Origin of the sequence: Actinokineospora cianjurensis (assembly GCF_003663795.1) — a bacterium.
Classification (GTDB): domain Bacteria; phylum Actinomycetota; class Actinomycetes; order Mycobacteriales; family Pseudonocardiaceae; genus Actinokineospora; species Actinokineospora terrae.
Genome location: NZ_RCDD01000001.1, coordinates 854,130 through 874,916 on the forward strand (window position 1 = coordinate 854,130; position 20,787 = coordinate 874,916).

General features: G+C 67.7%; 16 protein-coding genes. 12 read left to right on the forward strand and 4 right to left on the reverse strand.

The features are described 5' to 3' along the window. Positions 1 to 76: 76 nt before the first annotated feature. Positions 77 to 1,192 (reverse strand): ADP-ribosylglycohydrolase family protein, encoded by a 1,116-nt coding sequence (locus CLV68_RS03980; RefSeq protein ID WP_246009655.1) that lies wholly within the window; start codon positions 1,190 to 1,192, stop codon positions 77 to 79. Positions 1,193 to 1,490: 298 nt separating this feature from the next. Between CLV68_RS03980 and CLV68_RS03985 the strand changes: the two genes are divergently transcribed. The 9 genes from CLV68_RS03985 to CLV68_RS04025 all read left to right on the forward strand — a co-directional run bounded on the left by CLV68_RS03985 (position 1,491) and on the right by CLV68_RS04025 (position 11,742). Then, complete coding sequence (locus CLV68_RS03985; RefSeq protein WP_211346426.1) at positions 1,491 to 2,330, forward strand: ABC transporter substrate-binding protein; 840 nt, start codon at positions 1,491 to 1,493, stop codon at positions 2,328 to 2,330. Next, positions 2,327 to 3,157 carry an amino acid ABC transporter permease gene (locus CLV68_RS03990; RefSeq protein ID WP_121389212.1) on the forward strand — a complete coding sequence of 277 codons (831 nt, stop codon included), beginning with the start codon at positions 2,327 to 2,329 and terminating at the stop codon, positions 3,155 to 3,157. Before CLV68_RS03985 ends, CLV68_RS03990 begins: the two co-directional genes overlap by 4 nt. A 7-nt stretch (positions 3,158 to 3,164) precedes the next feature. Then, positions 3,165 to 3,914, forward strand: a complete 750-nt coding sequence (locus CLV68_RS03995; protein ID WP_121389213.1) for an amino acid ABC transporter ATP-binding protein — start codon at positions 3,165 to 3,167, stop codon at positions 3,912 to 3,914. A 58-nt stretch (positions 3,915 to 3,972) separates the two neighbouring features. Next, a complete protein-coding gene (locus tag CLV68_RS04000) occupies positions 3,973 to 6,171 on the forward strand; it encodes a translocation/assembly module TamB domain-containing protein (protein WP_246009656.1) in 2,199 nt (732 codons plus the stop codon). A gap of 82 nt (positions 6,172 to 6,253) precedes the next feature. Further along, on the forward strand, positions 6,254 to 6,676 hold the full coding sequence (locus CLV68_RS04005; protein WP_170224060.1) for an Imm1 family immunity protein: 423 nt from the start codon (positions 6,254 to 6,256) through the stop codon (positions 6,674 to 6,676). Between the two features lie 54 nt (positions 6,677 to 6,730). Beyond that, a complete protein-coding gene (locus CLV68_RS04010; protein WP_121389215.1) occupies positions 6,731 to 8,545 on the forward strand; it encodes an NHL domain-containing thioredoxin family protein in 1,815 nt (604 codons plus the stop codon). A 70-nt stretch (positions 8,546 to 8,615) separates the two neighbouring features. Continuing rightward, positions 8,616 to 8,909, forward strand: a complete 294-nt coding sequence (locus tag CLV68_RS04015; RefSeq protein WP_092782310.1) for a GroES family chaperonin — start codon at positions 8,616 to 8,618, stop codon at positions 8,907 to 8,909. A 30-nt stretch (positions 8,910 to 8,939) separates the two neighbouring features. After that, a complete protein-coding gene (locus CLV68_RS04020) occupies positions 8,940 to 10,835 on the forward strand; it encodes a VanW family protein (RefSeq protein ID WP_121389216.1) in 1,896 nt (631 codons plus the stop codon). 106 nt (positions 10,836 to 10,941) lie between these two features. Next, complete coding sequence (locus CLV68_RS04025; RefSeq protein ID WP_246009657.1) at positions 10,942 to 11,742, forward strand: DUF1206 domain-containing protein; 801 nt, start codon at positions 10,942 to 10,944, stop codon at positions 11,740 to 11,742. Positions 11,743 to 11,764: 22 nt separating this feature from the next. Here CLV68_RS04025 and CLV68_RS33270 read toward each other — a convergent pair whose 3' ends face one another. After that, complete coding sequence (locus tag CLV68_RS33270) at positions 11,765 to 13,462, reverse strand: hypothetical protein (RefSeq protein WP_147459871.1); 1,698 nt, start codon at positions 13,460 to 13,462, stop codon at positions 11,765 to 11,767. A 118-nt stretch (positions 13,463 to 13,580) separates the two neighbouring features. Here CLV68_RS33270 and CLV68_RS04035 point away from each other — a divergent pair, with 118 nt between their 5' ends. Beyond that, positions 13,581 to 15,926 carry a tetratricopeptide repeat protein gene (locus CLV68_RS04035; RefSeq protein WP_170224061.1) on the forward strand — a complete coding sequence of 782 codons (2,346 nt, stop codon included), beginning with the start codon at positions 13,581 to 13,583 and terminating at the stop codon, positions 15,924 to 15,926. 106 nt (positions 15,927 to 16,032) lie between these two features. Here CLV68_RS04035 and CLV68_RS04040 read toward each other — a convergent pair whose 3' ends face one another. Together CLV68_RS04040 and CLV68_RS04045 are read right to left on the reverse strand one after the other, a co-directional pair. Then, on the reverse strand, positions 16,033 to 17,865 hold the full coding sequence (locus tag CLV68_RS04040; protein ID WP_121389219.1) for an acyl-CoA dehydrogenase: 1,833 nt from the start codon (positions 17,863 to 17,865) through the stop codon (positions 16,033 to 16,035). Between the two features lie 124 nt (positions 17,866 to 17,989). After that, positions 17,990 to 18,703: a response regulator transcription factor gene (locus CLV68_RS04045; protein ID WP_121389220.1), complete on the reverse strand. Its 714-nt coding sequence runs from the start codon at positions 18,701 to 18,703 to the stop codon at positions 17,990 to 17,992. A gap of 279 nt (positions 18,704 to 18,982) precedes the next feature. Here CLV68_RS04045 and CLV68_RS04050 point away from each other — a divergent pair, with 279 nt between their 5' ends. Together CLV68_RS04050 and CLV68_RS04055 are read left to right on the forward strand one after the other, a co-directional pair. Further along, a complete protein-coding gene (locus CLV68_RS04050; RefSeq protein WP_147459872.1) occupies positions 18,983 to 19,492 on the forward strand; it encodes a DUF4304 domain-containing protein in 510 nt (169 codons plus the stop codon). A gap of 2 nt (positions 19,493 to 19,494) precedes the next feature. Continuing rightward, entirely contained in the window at positions 19,495 to 20,622 is a 1,128-nt protein-coding gene (locus CLV68_RS04055; RefSeq protein WP_211346427.1) for a DNA adenine methylase, read from the forward strand. Positions 20,623 to 20,787 lie beyond the last annotated feature (165 nt).

The window sequence follows — 20,787 nt, forward strand, 5'->3', positions numbered from 1 at the left end:
CTCCCGGGCTTGCTCGGTGGCGATGGCGCGGCCAGTGTCCCCGACCGCGCCCGGCTTGTCAGTCCCTTCCGCGCACTCACCAGGCCGGGTAGCGCTCCCGCCAGCCCGCCTGCTCCAGCGAGTTGGTCGGGCTGAACTCGATCAACGCGTCGCGGCCCAGTTCCTCGATGACATCGCGCAGCTCCAGGTCGGCGAGCCACTCGGCGGGCAGCGCGCCGACGCCCTGCGCGGCGCCGAGCAGGTTGCCGCAGATGGCGCCGGTCGAGTCGCTGTCGCCGGAGTGGTTGACCGCCAGCAGCAGGCCGTCGGGCAGGTTGTCGGCCACCAGCGCCGCGCACAGCCCGATGGCCAGCGCCTCCTCGCCGACCCAGCCGCCGCCGAGCTTGGCCAGCGTCTCCGCGCTCGGCCTGCCGCGCCCGGCCATGTCCACCGCGTCGTCGATGGCGTCGACGGTCTCGGCGGACTCCTCCCAGGTGATCAACTCGGCCCGGACCTCGGCGATGGCGGTGGGCAGGTCGGTGCCGTCGAGCAGGCGGTGCACCAGGAACGCCAGCGCACCCGCGGTGAGGTAGCCGCTGGGGTGGCCGTGGGTGAGGGCGCCGGACTGGGCGGCCACGACGAACGAGTCGAGCGGGTCCTCCGACCACAACGCGCACGGCGCGGCGCGCATGACCGCGCCGCAGCCCTTCGAGTCGTTGATGCGGTGCGAGAGGGTGCCCCGGTCGTTGCCCGCGGCGAAGCCCTTGAGCGAGGTAAGAACCGTGGCCCCGGGAGCACGGCGGTGGTAGAGCCCGCGCTCACGGATTAGCCAACCGTCCGGGTCGGCCTCCATGGCGTAAGAGCCGCCCGCTTGGTGCCACGGGGTGCCCTGCGTGTGGTACCAGCGCTGGTAGGCGTGCTGGATCACCGACGCGGGCTGCTGCTCGAAGAACATGAGGCGTCTACCGAGGTGACCGCGGATCATCGCCTCTAGCGTGAAGAGGGCCATCTGCGTGTCGTCGGTGATCCGGCCTCGGCCACCGTATGCCTCCTCATAGCCGGTTACCCCCGCCTCGCCGAAGCGACCACGGATCTCGTCTATGGAGAGGAACTCGATCGGCGCGCCCAATGCGTCGCCGACCGCGCCGGCCAGCAGGGAGCCGAGCCACCGGTCAGCGGGAATCACGCGCTCGTAGGGCAGATCACCGTCCACGTATGGGAAGCGTAGTGGCATCTGGTGACGAGCACCCCTGGCGCCATCTGTTCGCGATCTGTTGCGATGCGGACTCGAAGGGAGAGCTCACACCGCCGCCTCTGCTCGACTCCAGCGGTCCGGATGCCGCGCATCTTTCGGCAAGAAGGCTCGGAGGCGGGAAAAAGTGCGTCCGGCGTCTCGTCTACGCAACAAATAGGATGCGTACATGTGACAAACCGACGAGTAGTGCACAGTTTCGGCACTGGATGGCAGTATGCGTCCCACCTCGCACCTGAGATGAATGAGGAGTGACACCGTGGCGCGTCGATCCAAGCTGAAGGTGCTCGCCCTGCTGCCCGCGCTCGCACTCGCGGTCGCGGCCTGCGGCAGCTCCGACGGCGGCACCACCGGTTCCAGCGGCGGCAACACCGCGGCGAACGGGGTCAAGCTCGTCGAGGCAGGCAAGATCAAGACCTGCACGAACCTGCCGTACCCGCCGTTCCAGTTCAAGCAGGGCGACAAGACCGTCGGCTTCGACGTCGACATGGTCGACCTCGCGGCCAAGAAGCTCGGCGTCACCCAGGAGATCGTCGACATCCAGTTCGACGTCATCAAGAGCGGCGCCGCGCTGAACTCCGGCAAGTGCGACGTCGCCGCCGCGGGCATGACGATCACCGACGAGCGCAAGCAGAACCTCGACTTCACCAACCCGTACTTCGACGAGGTCATCGCGCTGCTGGTGCCCAAGGGCTCCGGCATCACCAGCCTCGACCAGCTCAAGGACAAGAAGATCGGCGTGCAGCGGGGCACCACCAGCCTCGACTACGCCACCGAGAAGGGCTTCACGCCGACCGAGTTCGAGGACTCCGGCAAGCAGCTGCAGGCGTACCAGGCCGGTCAGGTCGACGCGGTGCTGCAGGACCTGCCCGTGGTCAACGAGTGGCTCAAGAAGCAGGGCCTCGGCGAGAAGTTCGAGATCGGCGCCGAGATCGAGACCGGCGCGCAGTACGGCATCGCGGTGAAGAAGGGCGGCAACCCCGAGCTGCTCAAGACCCTCAACGACGCGCTCGACGCCGCCATCAAGGACGGCACCTGGGCCAAGTCGTACGAGCAGTGGATGGGCTCCAAGCCCAAGTCGACCCCGTCGGGCAAGTGAGCCACGGCCAGGAGGCGGGCCCGGCACCCCGGGCCCGCCTCAGCCCGCGCAAGCGGCAGCGGATCGCCCGCAGCGTCCAGTACGCCGTGTTCGCCGCGGTCGTGCTCTTCGTCGTCCTCTCCGCCGACTGGAAGGCGGTGGTGGAGAACTTCGCCGACCTCGAGGTCGCGAAGCAGGCGTTCCCCGAGCTGATCACCATCGCGCTCAAGAACACGATCATCTACACGCTGTCGGCGTACGTGGTCGGGTTCGTGCTGGGCCTGGTCGTGGCGCTCGCGCGGCTGTCGTCGATCGCGGTGTACCGGGGCTTCGCGCTGGCCTACATCGAGGTCTTCCGCGGGCTGCCCGCCCTGGTCGTCTTCCTGATCTTCGGCTTCGGCCTGCCGGTGGCCTTCCCCGGGATGAAGTTCCCGTTCGACCAGTACGGCACGGTCGCCGTCGCGCTCGGGCTGGTGGCCTCGGCGTACATGGCCGAGACGTTCCGCGCGGGCATCCAGGCGGTCCCGCGCGGGCAGACCGAGGCGGCCCGCTCGCTGGGCATGTCGCACACCAGGGCGATGGTGTCGATCGTCATCCCGCAGGCGCTGCGGATCGTGATCCCGCCGCTGACCAACGAGCTGATCCTGCTGTTCAAGGACTCCTCGCTGGTGTTCGTGCTCGGCGTGACCTCGCTGACCACCGAGCTGTCGAAGTTCGGCGGCGACCTGGCGACCGAGTACGCCGACTCCACCCCGCTGGTGCTGGCCGGTGCCGCCTACCTGGTGATCACCCTGCCGCTGGGCTACGTGGTGCGCCGGTTGGAAGCCAAGCAACAGAAGGCCAGGTGAGCCCCCGATGAGCGCTGTCCAGATCCTCGGCCTGCACAAGTCGTTCGGCGACCTCGAGGTCCTGCGCGGCATCGACGCGACGGTCGAGACCGGCGAGGTGGTCTGCGTTATCGGACCATCCGGCTCCGGTAAGTCCACCTTGCTGCGTTGCGTCAACCTCCTCGAACAGCCCGACGGCGGCAAGATCGTGGTCAACGGTGTCGAGATCACCGACCCCGACTGCGACATCAACGCCGCCCGCCGCCGCGTGGGCATGGTGTTCCAGCAGTTCAACCTGTTCCAGCACCTCACCGTGCTGGACAACCTCACCATCGCCCAGCGCAAGGTGCTCAAGCGCGACAAGGCCGACGCCGAGCGGACCGCGATGGAGAACCTGGAGAAGGTGGGCGTGGCCGACAAGGCCCGCGCCTACCCGGCCACCCTCTCCGGCGGCCAGCAGCAGCGCGTGGCCATCGCCCGCGCGCTGTCGATGGGGCCGGAGGTCATGCTGTTCGACGAGCCGACCTCCGCGCTCGACCCGGAGCTGGTCGGCGAGGTGCTCGGGGTGATGCGCACGCTCGCCACCGAGGGCATGACGATGCTGGTGGTCACGCACGAGATGCAGTTCGCCCGCGAGGTCGCCGACAAGGTCCTGTTCATGGACGGCGGCGTCGTGGTCGAGCAGGGTCCGCCGTCGCGGGTCATCGCGGCACCGCAACACGAACGGACCAAGACGTTCCTCGCCCGGGTGTTGGATCCGATCAACCGCGTGGAGTAATCCCCCGGGAACGAAGCGTGACCGGTGTGCGTTCACCCTTCTGAGGGGAGGGGACGCCGTGGCCGGACGCGAGACCGACGAGGTCGGGGGTGTGCTGGACCCGCACTCCCCCGACCCGCCCGAGTGGGCCGTCATGCAGGCTCTAGATGTTGTGCGCCGCGTGGACCCGGAGAACGGCGGGGTGCTGCGGCGGCGTAGACCGACGACGGTTCCGGTAGTCAGCGTCAGTGACCGCTACCTGGTCGGTCCGCTCGATCTACGCGCGGTCGAGTTCCCCTACCTGCTGGAGTTCGTCCGCTGCCGGTTCGAGCAGCCGCCGGACATGCGGCAGGCCCGCCTCGCCGGGGTCGAGTTCCGGAACTGCTGGCTGCCCGGGCTCCAAGGCCGCAACCTGCGCAGCGACAACGACCTCCAGTTCGTCGGCGGCACTGTTATCGCGGGCAGCCTCGACCTGACCGACGGCGAGATCCACGGCACCCTCGTGCTCACCGGCGCCACTCTTGCCCCGACCAAGGGCCCCGCCCTGCACGGCGACCGGTTGCACCTGGCGGGCGCGTTGCTGGCGTCGAACCTCGTCGCGAGGGGCGAGGTCCGCATCCCCGGCCTGCGCAGCGGCGGCAACCTCAACTTCGCGGGCGCCCACCTGGACAACCCGCGCGGCATCGCCATGAACGGCAACGGCCTGCAGGTCGGCGGCAACCTGCACCTCACAGCCGACCCCCGCACCGGCGCCCGGTTCCGCTGCGACGGCCAACTCTTCCTGCCCAGCGCCCGCGTCGACAGCGACTTCTCCCTGCGCGGCGCCCGGCTCACCCCGCGCACCGAGCACTCCCGCCCGGTCCCCCCGGACGACCCGTTCTTCGACCCCAACGCCACCCTCGTCGCCGACCGGTCCAGGGTCGACGGCAACGTCAACCTCGACCGCGACTTCAGCAGCACCGGCACCGTCCGCATCGTCAACGCCCACATCGGCGGCTCCCTGCGCCTGTCGCACTCGCGGGTCGACCTGTCCGGCGGGCGGGAGACGTTCGTCGAACAGGCCGGGGCGCCCGGGCCGTACGCCGATCGCGCACTGCACCTGGACGGCACCGAGGTCCGCGGCGGCATCGACGCCCGTGACGCGCGGGTCGCGGGGCAGATCCGGCTGGTCGACGTCAAGGTGCAGGGCAGCGTGCTGTTCGACCGGGCCGTGCTCAGCAACCGGCACGGCGACGCCGTGGAGGGGCGCCGGTTCTCCGTCGGCGGCAACCTCGACGGCCGGTCGCTGCTGGTGTTCGGCTCGGTGCTGCTGCCGGGCGCGAAGGTCGGCGCGAACCTGGACCTGCGCGGCAGCCGGTTCGTCGCACCGGGCAGCTACGCGCGGGACTCGTCACCGAAACCGTCGCTCGACCTGCGCGTGTCCCACATCGGCCGCGACCTGATCTGCGCCGAACCGTTCGCCGCGCACGGCGAGATCCGCATGCGCCGCGCGGAGATCCTGCGGGAGACCAACTTCCACGGCGCCGAACTCGGCAACGACCACGACCTGGTCGCCCTCAACGCCTTCGGCATCCAAACCCAGGAACTCCGCCTCGACGTCGCCACCGCACCCCGCGGCCGCATCGACCTGCGCCACGCCCGCTGCGCCTTCCTCGCCGACAACGAGATCTTCTGGCGCGCCCAGGGCGGCATCGAACTGGAAGACTTCCGCTACGACGCCCTCACCGTCCCAGTCGAACTCGACGACGACGCCGAGATCGAACGCCGACTCCACTGGCTCCGCGAAAGCATGCGCGACGTCTACCGCCCCGGCCCCTACGACCAATTCGCCCACATGCTCCGCGCCGCGGGCAACGAAGAACACGCCGCGACCGTACTGGTGGAAAAACAACGCTGCCGCTACAACGCACTGGCAGATGGAGCCCGCCTGGCCGCCCCCGGCATCCGCCTCTGGAGCAGGCTCCAACGCTGGATGGTCGGCTACGGCTACCGCCCCACCCGAGCCCTGGCCTGGCTCTTCGGCTTCCTCATCGCCGGAACCCTCTGGTTCGCCCTGATCCCAACCCCCCACGAGTCCAACACCGACGACCATCTCGTCTGGAACCCCGTCCTCTACACCCTGGACCTCCTGGTCCCCATCGTCGACTTCGGCCACAAGAACAAATGGACCGTGGACGGCCCCTCCCAATGGATCTCCGCCGTCTTCATAGCCCTCGGCTGGATCCTCGCCACCACCGTCGCCGCAGGCGTAACCCGCATGCTCCGCCGAACCTCCTGACCTTATGTTGGAGCCGGACGCCGCCGCTCTTGTCCGCTACGGCGAGGCGAGAACGGTCCTAACCCCGCCGCTGAGGAGTGGGATGAGCTTCAGGGCTGCCTGGGAGATCTGCGATCCCCAAGAACTTCCTGCCGACGGCACGCTCGTCGCCCACACCCCAGACGACGTCGATCGCCTGGTAGCCCTGCTATCCGACCCACGCGCCGATCCAGCGATGGTCTTCCACCTGGACCGCCCCTCCGTCATCTCGGAGTTCAGCGGCAAGTCAGTCCCCGACCACCTGCTCTGGGCGCTAGTCCACCGCGGATTCGGTTACCTGTCCCACTACTGCCCGACGCACCCCTTCAGCCTCCCCATCGGCGATCCAACGTCCCCAGCGCGCCACTACGACCACACGGACTTCGAAGCAGGCACCGGACTCGCCCTCGACCTGTTCACCCATGCCCTCAAGGAGTTCCTGGCCACCGCCGCCCGTCCCACCTGCGTCCGGTGGCGGCAGCTCTAGCCCACATCCTGGGCCCAGGAACAGACTGCAACCGCCAGCGTGTTGGATCCACCCGTGAGCACAGCACAACCCCGTCGCCTGTCCCGCGCTGCCGAACTCATCGGGCGCGGTTGGCTGAACACCGGTGACAAGGACCTGCACCTCGGTGACTTCCGCGGCAAGGTCCTGCTCCTGGACTTCTGGACCTTCTGCTGCATCAACTGCCTGCACGTCCTCGACGAGCTCCGTCCCGTCGAGGAGGAGTTCAAGGATGTCCTGGTGACCGTGGGGGTGCATTCACCGAAGTTCGTGCACGAGGCGGATGAGCTGGCGTTGAGGGCGGCGGTTGAGCGGTACGAGGTGCACCACCCCGTGCTCGACGACCCCGATCTGACCACCTGGCAGGCGTACGCGGTCAAGGCGTGGCCGACGTTGGTGCTGGTCGATCCCGAGGGTTATGTCGTGCACGTCGCCGCGGGTGAGGGGCATGCGGAGGCGCTCAAGCGGGTGATCGCCGAGGTTGTGGCCGAGCACGAGGCGAAGGGGACGCTGCACCGCGGCGATGGCCCGTACGTGCCTCCGCCGCCCGCCGCGACGGAGTTGCGGTTCCCGGCGAAGGCGACGGTCACCAGCAAGGGCACCGTCCTCGTCGCCGACACCGCGCACCACCGGATCGTCGAGCTCGAGGACGACACCGTCGTGGCCACCTACGGCACTGGCGCGCGCGGCAGGCAGGACGGCACCGAGCCCACCTTCTCCGAGCCTTCCGCCGTCGCCGTGCTGCCCGAGCACGTAAGAGTGGGCTACCACCTCGTAGTCGCAGACACGGTCAACCACCTCCTGCGCGGCATCAACACCGACACCGGCGAGGTCACCACCATCGCGGGCACCGGTCTGCAATGGCGCAATGGCCCGACCGACGGCCCCGGTCTCGAGATCGACCTGACCAGCCCGTGGGACCTCGTCTGGTGGGAGCCCGCGCAAGGTCTGGTGATCGCCATGGCGGGCAACCACACGCTCGGCCTGTTCGACCCCCGCACCGGCCAGGTCAGCCGCTTCGCGGGCACGACCGTCGAGGGTCTGCACGACGGCCCCGCCGACCAGGCTTTCTTCGCCCAGACCTCCGGCCTCGCCGTCGACGGCGACAAGCTCTGGCTGGTCGACTCCGAGACCTCCGCGCTGCGCTGGATCGACGCCGACCGCACCGTCCACACCGCGATCGGCAAGGGCCTGTTCGACTTCGGCCACCGCGACGGCCCCGCCGACCGAGCGCTCTTGCAGCACCCGCTCGGCGTCACCGTCCTGGCCGACCACTCCGTCGCCATCGCCGACACCTACAACGGCGCGATCCGGCGCTACGACCCGGCCACCGACGAGGTCAGCACCCTCGCCACCGGCCTCGCCGAGCCTTCCGGCGCCGTGCTGCTCGACGGTGACCTGGTCGTCGTCGAGTCCGCCGCGCACCGGCTGTCCCGCCCGGTCGCCGCGGCGCACCTGGTCGACGGCGAGGCGCACCAGGTCCGCAGGCCGCCGACCGACATCGCCGCCGGGGTGCTCGACCTCGCCGTCGTGTTCACCCCGCCGCCCGGGCAGAAGCTGGACGAGCGGTACGGCCCGTCGACCCGCCTGGAGATCACCTCGTCGCCGCCGGAACTGCTGGCCGACGGCGCGGGTGTCGGCACCGACCTGACCCGCAAGCTGACCGTCGCCGCCGGTGTGACCGAGGGGGTGCTGCACGTCGTCGCGCAGGCGGCCAGTTGCGACGACGACGGCACCGAGCACGCCGCGTGCCACCTGACCAGGCAGGACTGGGGTGTCCCCGTCCGGGTGACCGACACCGGCGCGCACCGGCTGCCACTGGTCATGGGCGGGCTCGACGAGCAGCCCTGACCACGCCGGAAGCCCACCCCGAGCAGGCGGTTACCATTCCTCGGTGTCGGAACTGAAGCTCGAGGTCCAGATGCTGCACGACCGGGTCCTCGTGCGGCTGACCCCCGAGGAGGGGGAGCGGCGCAGCACCGGCGGCATCGTCATCCCGGCCACCGCGCAGGTCGCCAAGCGGCTCGCGTGGGGGGACGTGGTGGGGGCGGGGACGAACGTCCGCACGGTGAAGGTGGGCGACCGGGTGCTGTTCAACCCCGAGGACCAGTTCGAGGTCGAGGTCCACGGGCAGGCATACCTGGTGATGCGTGAGCGGGACGTGCACGCCGTGGCGAGCGAGCGCACCGAACACGGGACCGGGCTGTACCTCTGACCGGGGTACCTCTGAGGGGAAAGGTGAACCGTGCCGCAGGACCAGGACTGGCCTGACGGGGCCAGATGGCCGGAGTCGCACAGCGAGCAGACCGACCTGCTGCCCCGGGTGCCGCAGCACGTGGGACCGCAGGCGGTGGGGTCGCCGTTGGACGGTCCGACCGAGAAGCTCGGCACGTCGCAGGACCAGGGGCACGACGAGGAACCGGCCAAGCGCGGGGGTCTGCGCAAGCCCGCCGTCATCGCGGGCGCGGTGGTCGGCGCGTTGGCCGTGCTCTACGGCATCGACCTGGCGATCAGCAGTGGTGACGTGCCGCGCGGGACGACCGTGGCGGGCGTCGAGGTCGGCGGGCTGTCGCAGGTCGACGCCGAGCGCGAGTTGCGCAACAAGATCGAGCCGCGGCTCACCCAGCCGGTGTCGCTCAAGATCGGCTCCGTCGAGGAGAAGCTGGACCCGACCAGGTCCGGGTTGACGCTGAACTGGGGCGCCACCCTGGAGCAGGCTGGCGACCAGCCGCTCAACCCGTTCACCCGGCTCTCGTCGCTGTTCGGCGGTACCCGCGAGGTCGGCGTGGTCACCGCGACCGACGACGCGGCGCTGACCGGTGCGATCGATCGGCTCAAGGCAGCGGGCACCCGCGCCCCGGCCGAGGGCGGCATCCGCTTCGACGGCGCCACCCCGGTCGCGGTCGAGCCGGTCGCGGGCCAGGAGCTCGACGCCGCGAAAGCCAAGTCGATCATCGTCGACGGCTGGGTCGCGGGCGGGTCGCTGACCCTGCCGGTGACCTCCACCCCGGTGAAGACGACGACCGAGGGCGTGCGGGCCGCGTTCGAGCTCGCCAAGGTCGCGGTGTCCGGGCCGGTCGTGGTCAAGGGCGAGGGCAAGGACGCCAGGATCGAGCCAGCGGTGATCGCGTCCGCGCTGGTGTTCGAGCCGGTCGACGGCGGCGGCCTGAACCCGAAGCTCGACCTGGTCAAGGTCACCGACGCGGTGAAGCCGCAGCTCGCCCCCACCGAGAAGGAGGGCAAGGACGCGCAGGTCGTCTTCGAGAGCGGCGCGCCGACGGTCACCCCCTCGGTCGACGGCACCGGGGTCAAGTACGACACCGCGTTCGCCACCCTGCTCGACGTGCTGAAGAAGCAGGACGGCCGCGAGCTCAAGGTCGAGTACACCAAGACCCCGGCGAAGGTGACCACCGAGCAGGCGAACCAGCTCGGCATCAAGGAGGTCATCGGCGAGTTCAGCACCAAGGGCTTCGCCGCCGACTCCGGGATCAACATCCGCACCGTCGCGGCGAAGGTCAACGGCGCCATCGTCAAGCCGGGCGAGACGTTCAGCCTCAACGGGTTCACCGGCCCGCGCACCGCGGTCCAGGGCTACGTCGAGGCGGGCGTGATCAAGGACGGCGCACCGGGCCGCGAGGTCGGCGGCGGCATCTCGCAGTTCGCCACGACGCTGTACAACGCCTCGTACTTCGCCGGTCTCAAGGACGCGGGCCACAAGGAGCACAGCTACTACATCAGCCGCTACCCGGCCGCCCGCGAGGCGACGGTGTTCCAGAACCACGACGGCAGCAGCGTCATCGACCTGAAGTTCACCAACGACGCGACGACCGGCGTGGCCATCCAGACCATCTGGACCTCCGGCTCCATCACGGTGAAGATCTGGGGCACCAAGCGCTACTCGGTCGAGTCGATCACCGGCGGCCGCTCCGCGGAGACCACCCCGCAGGAGAAGCCCGGTCCGACCACCGGCAAGTGCACCCCCAGCAACGGCGCACCGGGCTTCACCACCTCCGACACCCGCGTCCTGCGCGACGCGGGCACCGGCCGCGAGGTCCGCCGCGACACCCGCACGGTCCGCTACAACCCGCAGCCCAAGATCGTGTGCGCTCCTGCCCCGCAGGTGCCGCCCCCGCCAGCCTGAGTCTGCTTGTCGAGGCCCGGTGACCACGTGCGGTCACCGGGCCTTTCACGTTTGAGCAACCCGATCAGGTGACACCTCCTCCCCGGACCGTGACCGAGGAGGCCGCATGACCAGCGCAGTGCACAGCGCGCACCACAACGACGTGGTCAAGGGGTTGGGCCGCGCGGGCATGGCCTGCTACGGGGCGGTGTACGTGATCATCGCGTACCTGGCCCTGCAGGTCGCCTTCGGCAGCGGCGGCCAGGAAGCCGACCAGACTGGCGCCCTGCAGGAGATCGCGAGCACCCCGTTCGGCGCGGTGATCCTGTGGGTCCTCGCCATCGGCTTGCTGGCCTTCGGCGTGTGGCAACTGCTGATGGCCGCCGTCAGCTACCAGTGGCACGACGGCAAGAAGCGCGTCTTCAAGCGCTTGGGCGCGGCCGTGCGCGGCATCGTCGGCATCTCCCTCGGCATCGCCGCCATCCGCATCGCCACCGGCAACGGCAGCCAGAGCGGCGACCAGAAGCAGAAGGAGATGACCGCCCGCCTGATGGAACTCCCCGCAGGCCGCGTCATCGTCGGCTTGGTCGCCCTGGTGGTCATCGGCGCAGGCATCGCGAGCATCGTCTCCGGCTTCCGCAAGTCCTTCATGAAGGACCTCGAAACCACCAACCTCCCCAAACCCCGCGTGGTCGAACGCCTCGGCCAGATCGGCTACACCGCCAAGGGCCTCGGCATCGCCATCGTCGGCGTCCTCCTGGGCATCGCCGCCCTCGACGCCAACGCCTCCGAAGCAGGCGGCCTCGACTCAGCCCTGCGCACCCTCGCCAACCAACCCTTCGGCACCGTGCTGCTGATCGTCGTAGCCTTCGGCTTCGCCGCCTTCGGCACCTACGCCATCGCCGCCGCCAAGGCCCACCGCACCTGAGTCGACTCGTCGGATCCAGTGCTCAGTGTTCGTCGCTGGTCATCGAGCCGATCCACACCGCCGCGGCGACCAGCAAAGCTACTGGGTCGGTGCCGAGGTGGATGGTCGGTTCTCCGTCCATCCACCTCAGTACGCGCCGAACTAGCACCTCGCCGCCCCATGATCGAGCCATCTCGATGGTCTGAGCTCGTGTCTCCGCGGTCTTGCCGAACTCGTCCAAGTGGGAAGCCTGTGCTTCGAGGAAGTCAGCTAGGTCAACCAGTTCATCGGTTGTGGATGCAGTCGCGTCGTCGATGAGTGTGATCACTTCTGTCGCCAACTCTGGGTCGTCGACGATGCTGCGAACTAGTAAGATATTGGAGAGGGCCTTCATCTTCCCGAACTCTGCGTCGAGGTCGGGAACCTCGGTATCGGGGTTCGTTGAAACATATCGATCGACCGCCTCTTGCCAAGCGCGTCGGTCTCCGGCTGTGTGGAAAGAATCGAGCGAGGCTGGAAGCAAGTCCTCAGTCTCAAAAGCGCTGATAATGGCCGGATGCACTTCGAAGCTATGCAGAGCGTTGACCGTACCTTGTTTGGCCAATTCGGGATCTACTCCGAATATCAGATCGCCTGGTGCTGGTGGATGTTCGAAACTATCCTTCGCTCGCCTCAATTGCGCGGCCATGATGGGGCTGAGCGCTACCGTCTTGTAGTCCGTGAAGATCGCTCGCGTGTATCCCAGGCTCAATGCTATCTCAGTCATTTCTGGCCCAGGTGAACGATTCCAGGAGCGGGTAGCCATGTCCACCGGCTCAAGAAACTCGGGTAGCGTCAGCAGTCTTGCCAGCGTGTCAACGGTTGTCAAGCTCTCTGCTGATGCGACGAGGATGGTGTCCAGGACTCTGCTCAGTGGTGACGAGTAGTCGAAGCTGAGGGCCCAAGCCTCAGCGGGCTCGACCAAGTCGAGCAGGTCGTCGACCTGGTAGGCGGCAACGCCGGTGTAGAGCACCACCAGGAGCACCATGGGATCTGTGTCCGTCGGGGCTCCGGCGCGATCGAACAGCCACAGTGCATCTCGCAGTGTGGTTGCATAACTGTCTGGCAAATCAATATCGGCAGACAGGTCTGCCAGGTACTCTTCGGCTAGAAGGACTGACTCGGCCGTCGCCTCTGGTAACTCGAAGTCGGTTGAAGGCCCACATGCGAATCGAGCGTTGGCGAGGAGCGCTTCGGGCCTCAGTGAGGCGGGCAATCGCCGCCTGTTCAGGCCCGCGTCTTCCAGGTGGTTAGCCAATGTGTAGAGCAGTTCGCCGCTATCCAAAGCTAGGCCGGTATCACGACTTAAGTCCATTGCGACGGATACGAACTTCTCTATATCGCTCCAATGTGTCGTGCTGCGGAGTTGTTGAAGCCACGCGGCCCTGGTGTTGGAGAACTCGTAGCCGTTTCTGAAGTTCTTCCCGAATGTCATCCCAAGTATGATCAGATCAAGCGGATTTGTATCGTGTATCCAATCGGGCGTTGTGTCCTCGATCTGGTGGATCACCAGAGAGCCGTAGCCAAGGGCGTAAGCCTCCGCGAGGCTTTGTCGGGCAGCGCCAGCCCTGCGGCACAGCCTGGCAAGCGCGGCGTCAGCGGCGTCCCGCTCGTTCGAGACGTCTGACTTGATGGCTGAGCTAACCCGCGCTTTGGCTGCTTGACCGCGTCCGTCGCGCTTGTTCCGGCGTGCCTTGCCCACGGGGTGGTCCTCCTGTCGAGGCGATGTGCTCTACCAAAGGTAGGACTCCCGCTATGGTTGCCGCCAAGTAGGAGAGTCCGACGTGGTGCGTGCGCCCTACAGACTGATGGAGTGCGACATGACGCCCGACGGCAAGCAGAACACCCCGCCAGAGGGGGTGTGGAATGAGGCCCGGGGTGTTCGTGACAGTCGGATCGTGCAAGTCGGGCATGCGACGATCAATGTGGTCTCGACACCATCAGGAGTCGCGCAGATACCCGATCCCCACTCCTGGCCGCTCGTCAGCGGGTGGACGCCCTTGGCTTCCGGTGTGCACCGGGCCAAGGAGTTGCCTGGCGGGGACATCGTCCCGCCCTACGTCGAACGCGATGTCGACGCCGACCTGCGAGAGAAGATCTCGAACCTCGGCGACGGTGGCGGCTGGGTGCTGCTGCTCGGCCATTCGGCGACAGGCAAGACCAGGGCGGCGTTCGAGGCGATCCGGGCGGTATTGCCGCAGCACCGCGTCGCGACCCCACTCGTCAGTGCGGATCTTGCGCCGATCCTGGACGCTGTCACCCGGTCAGGATTTCGCTGTGTTCTGTGGCTCGATGACCTCGACGAATCGCTTCTCGGGCCAGGAGGGCTGAACGAGAACCTGCTCACCGAGTTCCGGCGTCAGCATGTCGTGGTGGTCGCGACTATGCGGATCCAGCGCCTGAAGACATTCGCTCCTAGTGGGCACGTGGGCATCAGCCCATCGCTGACGCAGGCGGTGAGGCTTGGCGCGCGTGTGCTGGAGATGGCGGAGGCCATCGAGGTCCCTCGACTCTGGAGCGGTGACGAACTGCGGCGCGCTGGTGAGCACTCCGATGAGCGGATCGTCGACGCCGTCGCACACCACGGCATCTACGGCGTTGCCGAGTACCTCGCGGCAGGGCCCGCGATCTGGGCCGAGTGGCGTCGGGCCATCGATGTCGAAGGGCAGCCAAGAGGAGCGGCCTTGGTCGCGGCCGCAGTCGACCTGGAGCGATGCGGGTTGCCAGGCCCGTACCACGAACGCCTGATCACCGGTCTCCACGAGCACTACCTGGAGGCGTACGGCGGCCACGTCCTGCGACCCGAGCCGTTGCCAGACGCTTGGGAATGGGCGGCGAAACGCCGCTACGGAGTGACGAGCCCCTTGCTCCCGGTGTCCCCGACCCACTGGAAAGTCTTTGACTACCTGGTGGACAGCGTCGAGCGGATCACGCCGAGTCCTGCGGTGCCAGACGTGGTGTGGGACCAAGCGGTCGAGCACGCGACCGGTGATCAGCTGATGAACATCGCCGTCAAAGCAGCGGAGACCGGGACCGAGTTCTCGCGTCAGATCGCGGAAGCCATCTGGAGGCCGATGGTCGCCGACAGCCTCGACGGCGCACTGGCGACCTACAACCTCGGCGTGCTCTGCATGGAAACCAGCCGTGCGGACGAAGGCAGGGAGCTGTTTGTCCAGGCTGCCGCTGCGGGTGAGCCAATGGCTGCCTACAACCTCGGTGCGTTGCACGAAGAGGACGGTGACAAGGCCAGCGCGCGCAAATGGATCCTGCAGGCCGTGCAGATGAACTACCCGCCTGCATTCTTCTCTCTCGGATTCGACCTTGAAGAGCAAGGGAAGATTGAGGAAGCAGAGATCTGGTACCGGCGTGGAGCCGAACTGGGCGAGCACCGATCGGCCACCAACCTCGGAAAGATCCTTTCCAGTGCAGGCAGGGTGGACGAGGCGATGCCGTGGTTCATCCTCGCGCATGAAGCGGGGGATCGATATGCTGCTTTCAACATCGGGTTGTTCCACCACGAGGCTGGGCGCTACGAGCGTGCCGAGCACTGGTATCGAGTGGCACTCGAGCGCGGCGTCGCCGAGGCGGCAATGAGCTTGGGCACTCTCCGAGTCCGGGTGGGCGACAGGGCGGGTGCCGAGGAGTGGTTCACGCAGGCTGCCGATGCGGGCGTTCAGGCCGCTTTCGGCAGTGCAGGGACACTGTCCGCCGTATCCGGTGACCTGGGGAAGGCCGAAGCCTGGTTCCGTGCGGGAGCCGAGCACGGAGACCTCACGAGCATCAGGGGGATGGGATTCCTGCTCAACGACGCAGGCCGGTTCGAGGACGCGGCACTGTGGCTTGAGCGGGGCGCTGCGCTTGATGATCACGTCTCCATCGACGCTCTCGGGCAGGTCCTGCACTCTCTAGGTCGGGTAGACGAGGCTATTCCGTACCTGGAAAAGGCGGCCGAAATGGGTGTTGCCAGTGCGATGTTCAACCTTGGCGTCATCTATGCGAATCGGAGGGATCTCGCGGAATCCGCTCGTTGGTACCGGATGGCGGCTGATAGTGGTGATGCTGAAGCTGCCATCAACCTAGCTGATGTCATGTTCCACGACGGCCGCGTGGCATCGGCTGTGTGGTGGGCTCGCCGATCCCGTGTCTTGCGTGCCGAAGCCGGATAGATCGAGAGAACCAGTGTGGACATGTCCATCATGGACAGTAGATGTCGTCCCGGATGATGCCGATGGCCCGCCACCACGGGGGTAGCGGGCCATCGAAAGCGAGTTCCTAGAACGCGGCTTCGTCGACGTCCATCAGGTCCAGGTCCGCGGCCTCGACGATCTTGCGGGCCGCTGACAGCTCAGGCAGCACGTTCTTGGCGAAGAACGACGCCACCGCCACCTTGCCCTCGTAGAACGCCTTGTCGCGCCCGCTGACGCCAGCGTCCAGTCGGGCCAGGGCGATCTCCGCTTGGCGTTGCAGCAGCCATCCCACCAGCAGGTCGCCGGTCGCCATCAGCAGGCGGACGCTGTGCAGGCCGACCCGGTAGATGCTGCGTGGCTCCTCCTGCGACGCGGTCAGGTGGCCGACCATCGCGCCGAGGATGCCCTGGACGTCTTCGAGGGCCTGCTTCAGGAGTTCGCGTTCCCGCTTGAGGCGACCGTTGCCGCTCTCCGACTCCAGGAACTTGCTGATCTCCCCCGCGACGAACGCCAGCGCCTGGCCCTTGTCGCGGATGATCTTGCGGAAGAAGAAGTCGAGGGACTGGATCGCGGTGGTGCCCTCGTAGAGGGAGTCGATCTTGGAGTCGCGGATGTACTGCTCGAGCGGGTAGTCCTGCAGGAAGCCGGAGCCGCCGAGGGTTTGCAGGGATTGCACCAGTTGCTCGGTGGCGCGCTCGGAGCCGACGCCCTTGACGATCGGCAGCAGGAGGTCGTTCACCCGTTCGGCGAGCTTCAGGGATTCCTCGTCGCCCTCGCGGGTCCACAGCTGGTCCTGGAAAGTGGCGTTGTACAGGTACAGCGACCGCAGGCCCTCGGCGTACGCCTTCTGCAGCATGAGGCTGCGGCGCACGTCCGGGTGATGGGTGATGGTGACCCTGGGTGCGGACTTGTCCAGCATGTTCGGCAGGTCGGCGCCCTGGACCCGCTCCTTGGCGTACTCCAGCGCGTTCAGGTAGCCGGTGGACAGCGTCGCGATGGCCTTGGTGCCGACCATCATCCTGGCGTACTCGATCACCTGGAACATCTGCGCGATGCCGTCGTGCACCTCGCCGAGCAGCCAGCCCCTGGCCGGGGTGCCGTGCTGGCCGAAGGTGACCTCGCAGGTCGTCGACACCTTCAGGCCCATCTTGTGCTCGACGTTGGTCACATACGCACCGTTGCGCTCGCCGAGGTCGCCGGTCTCGGTGTCGAAGTGGAACTTGGGCACCAGGAACAGGCTCAAGCCCTTGGTGCCGGGGCCGTGGCCCTCGGGGCGGGCGAGCACCAGGTGCATGATGTTCTCGGTCAGGTCCTGGTCACCCGAGGTGATGAACCGCTTCACCCCGTCGATGTGCCAGGAGCCGTCCTCCTGCTTGACCGCCTTCGTGCGGCCCGCGCCGACGTCCGACCCGGCGTCCGGCTCGGTGAGGACCATCGTCGCGCCCCAGCCGCGGTCGATCATGAGCCGGGCCCAGCGCTTCTGCTCCTCGGTGCCGTTGTTGTGCACCACCATCGCGAAGTTCGGCCCGGCCAGGTAGATGAACAGCGCCGGGTTCGCGCCGAGGATCAGCTCGGAGGCCGCCCACTGGACCGTCGGCGGCAGGCCGAGGCCGCCCAGCTCGTTGGTCAGGCCGAGCCGCCACCACTCGCCGTCCCACATCTGCTGGTACGACTTCTTGAACGACTCCGGCAGCGTGGCGCTGAAGGTCTTCGGGTCGTACTCCGGCGGGTTGCGGTCGGCGTCGACGAAGGACTCGGCCAGCGGACCCACGGCGAGCTTGTTCAACTCGCTGAGCACGCCCCGCGCGGTCTCCTCGTCCGACTCCGCCAGGACCCCCTTGCCCAACCGGTCCCCGACGGCGAACACCTCGAACAGGTTGAACTCGAGGTCGCGGACGTTGCTCTTGTAGTGGCCCATCTCGTCGCTCCGTGTGTCACGCTCGTGAGCAGCGGCTACTCATCGGTAACTTGAGTCTATTACCGGCTGGTAGGAGCGGCAAGGCGCGGGGGGTGCTTCACCCGGTCGGTGGTCGAGATCCCGCTCACGTGCCGGTGCGCGGCCTGCGGGCGGGAGCGATGAGCACACCCGACTTGAACGCCACGGCCACCGCGTGCGTGCGGTCCCTGGCGCAGAGCTTGCGCAGGATGCTCTTGACGTGCGTCCGCACGGTCTCCACCGAGACGAACAGGACCTTGGCGATCTCCTGGTTCTCCAACCCGTCGGCGATCAGCTGCAGCACCTGGAACTCCCGGCGCGACAGCGGCAGCTGCTCGTCGGACACCCCGGCCAGTCGGGCGCGCGGCGCGGCCACGGTGCTCGCCAGCCCGGGGTCGAGGTAGCGGCGGGTCTCGTGGACGGTCCGGATCGCCTCGACGACCTGCGGTGGCTCGACCGAGCGCTGCAGGACGCCGTGCACGCCCGCGGTGATCGCGGCGGCGACGTACTGGGTGGTCCGGTGCGCCTCGCGGACCAGGATCACCACGGCGAGGGCGGGGCACGCCGCGCACAGCGAGGTCGACAGGTGTCCGCGCGGGTCGAGGCCGGAGTCGATCAGGGCGACGTCGGGGCGGAACCGCTCGACGAACCCGAGCGCGCCCTGCGGTGTATCGGTCGCGCCGAGCCAGCGCAGGCCGGGGGTGCGCAGCACGAGCGCGGACAGCCCCTCCCGGAACAAGGGGACGCCGTCGACGAGCGCGACCGTTGGGCCTACCTCCCCGGGCCTGCCGACGAAGGCCCGGTGGGTACTGCGCGGCATGTGTGGCTCCTCCAGCTGTTCACCCGTCCGTGTAGGTGCGACGACCCGATCCGCCACCCGTGACGTGCGGTTTCGATATTTCCGGCCATTTCCGCGACAACCTCACCCACACGGGTGAGAACGCCTGTGTGATCTGTGTTACATACATCGCCGGTTGGTCGCGGTGTGTGTCGTCATCACCTGATGGTGGTTGGCGACCAGGTCACGAACCGGGGTGAGATCGGTGAATGGGTAGGAACGCCGCGGTCCGCCGGATAGGGTCAGGGGAGTACTCCGCCAGTGACCAGTCGGATGCCGAGCGTGGGCGGCCTGACCCAAACAGGGGGCTACGTGGAAGCGGGCGCGGTGCGCAATGCGGACGAGTGGTTCCGGCTGATGGTCGAGACCGGACTCGCCCCCGGCTTGCGGGCGTTGGGCCTGTCCGGCAACGGCAGGCACTTCCGGGTGATCGAGAACGCCCACGTCGGGCAGATCTCCATCCTCCAGTCGGCCAAGTCGAGCACCTACTCCACCCGCTTCACCCTGTCGTTGAGCGTCACCGCCACCGACGAGTGGGCCTCCCAGCTGCGCATCCGGCCGTACACCCGCGCCGCGGGCCACACCGGCCCGGGCTGGCAGGAGCGGATCGGCAACCTGATGCTGGTCGGCTCGGGCGTCCCGATCGGTGACCTGTGGTGGAAGATCGAGGCGGGCCGCCCGTTCGCGAACCTGTCGGCCGAGGTGCTGACCGCCGTGCGCGAGTTCGGCCTCCCGGCGATCCGCGGCCAGATCCGCGCCCGCGTGCACTGAGTGTGGCCGAGGAGAACCCGGACTACCCGCGGACCCAGCTGATCACGTACCTCGGTAACAAGCGCGGCCTCTTAGCCCCGATCGACGCGGCAGTCCGAGCGGTCCGCGAGTACCTCGGTCGTCCCTTACGCATCCTGGACGCGTTCTCCGGGTCTGGTGTCGTGTCCCGTGCTCTCAAGCAGCACGCGTCGACGCTGGTGGTCAACGACATCGAGGACTACGCCCGCGTGGTGAGTGAGTGCTACCTGACGAACGCGGACGAGGTAGACCTACCGGCGTTGGAGGAGGTCGTACGAGACCTCAACCGCCGGGTAGACCTCTCCCCCGGCGACGGGTTCATCCGCAAGCTCTACGCCCCCGCAGACGACGACCACATCCAGCCCGGCGAACGCGTCTTCTACACAACGAGCAACGCCCGAAGACTCGACAGTTACGCCTGTCTGATCCGCCAGGCCCCACCGCACTTACAGCCCCTCTTACTTGGGCCACTGCTGTCGGCGGCATCGATACACACCAACACCGCGGGCCTCTTCAAGGGCTTCTACAAGGACAGAACCACCGGCGTGGGCAGACTCGGCGGCAGCGGCAAAGACGCCTTGTCCCGCATCAAGGGCGAGATCAGGTTGAGCACCCCGGTGCTGAGCACCTTCTCCAGCGCCGTCACCGTCTTGCAGCAAGACGCCAACACCCTGCCCGACGTACTCGACGAGTTGGACCTGGCCTACCTGGACCCGCCGTACAACCAGCACCCCTACGGCTCCAACTACTTCATGCTCAACCTGCTGGTCAACTACACCGAGCCGATGGACATCAGCCCGATCTCCGGCATCCCCACCACGTGGCGCCGCTCCGCGTACAACATCCGCAAGCGCGCCCCCGCCCTGCTGGCCGACCTCCTGGCCCGCATCCCCGCCCGCTTCATCCTCATCTCGGCCAACAACGAGGGCTTCATCTCCCCACCCGCCATGCACCACCTCCTGCGCGAAGCGGGCACGGTCACCGAGTTCACCACCCAGTACAACGCCTTCCGCGGCAGCCGAAACCTCCACTCCCGCACCCTTCACGTAACCGAACACCTGTACCTGGTGGACAAGTCCCGCGAAATCCAACCCGTCGCCGCCCGGGACTGAGTGCGCGACACCAAGGCGAATTCACCCAACCGGATCAGATGGGACATTTCGGCAACCTGCATGGTGAATGGGAACTATTCGGTCGCGCTGGGGTCGACCGCATCCGCGCTGGTTGGGGCGTTGCGGGCGCGGTATAGGCGATGCCTATGTTTCATTGGCATGTAC

What these genes read in the sequence shown, in the direction of transcription:
- CLV68_RS03995 (WP_121389213.1), top strand. Translation starts at nt 3,165, where the DNA reads ATGAGCGCTGTCCAGATCCTCGGCCTGCACAAGTCGTTCGGCGACCTC.
- CLV68_RS04005 (WP_170224060.1), top strand. Translation starts at nt 6,254, where the DNA reads ATGAGCTTCAGGGCTGCCTGGGAGATCTGCGATCCCCAAGAACTTCCT.
- CLV68_RS04015 (WP_092782310.1), top strand. Translation starts at nt 8,616, where the DNA reads ATGCTGCACGACCGGGTCCTCGTGCGGCTGACCCCCGAGGAGGGGGAG.
- CLV68_RS04025 (WP_246009657.1), top strand. Translation starts at nt 10,942, where the DNA reads ATGACCAGCGCAGTGCACAGCGCGCACCACAACGACGTGGTCAAGGGG.
- CLV68_RS04035 (WP_170224061.1), top strand. Translation starts at nt 13,581, where the DNA reads ATGACGCCCGACGGCAAGCAGAACACCCCGCCAGAGGGGGTGTGGAAT.
- CLV68_RS04040 (WP_121389219.1), bottom strand. Translation starts at nt 17,865, where the DNA reads ATGGGCCACTACAAGAGCAACGTCCGCGACCTCGAGTTCAACCTGTTC.
- CLV68_RS04045 (WP_121389220.1), bottom strand. Translation starts at nt 18,703, where the DNA reads ATGCCGCGCAGTACCCACCGGGCCTTCGTCGGCAGGCCCGGGGAGGTA.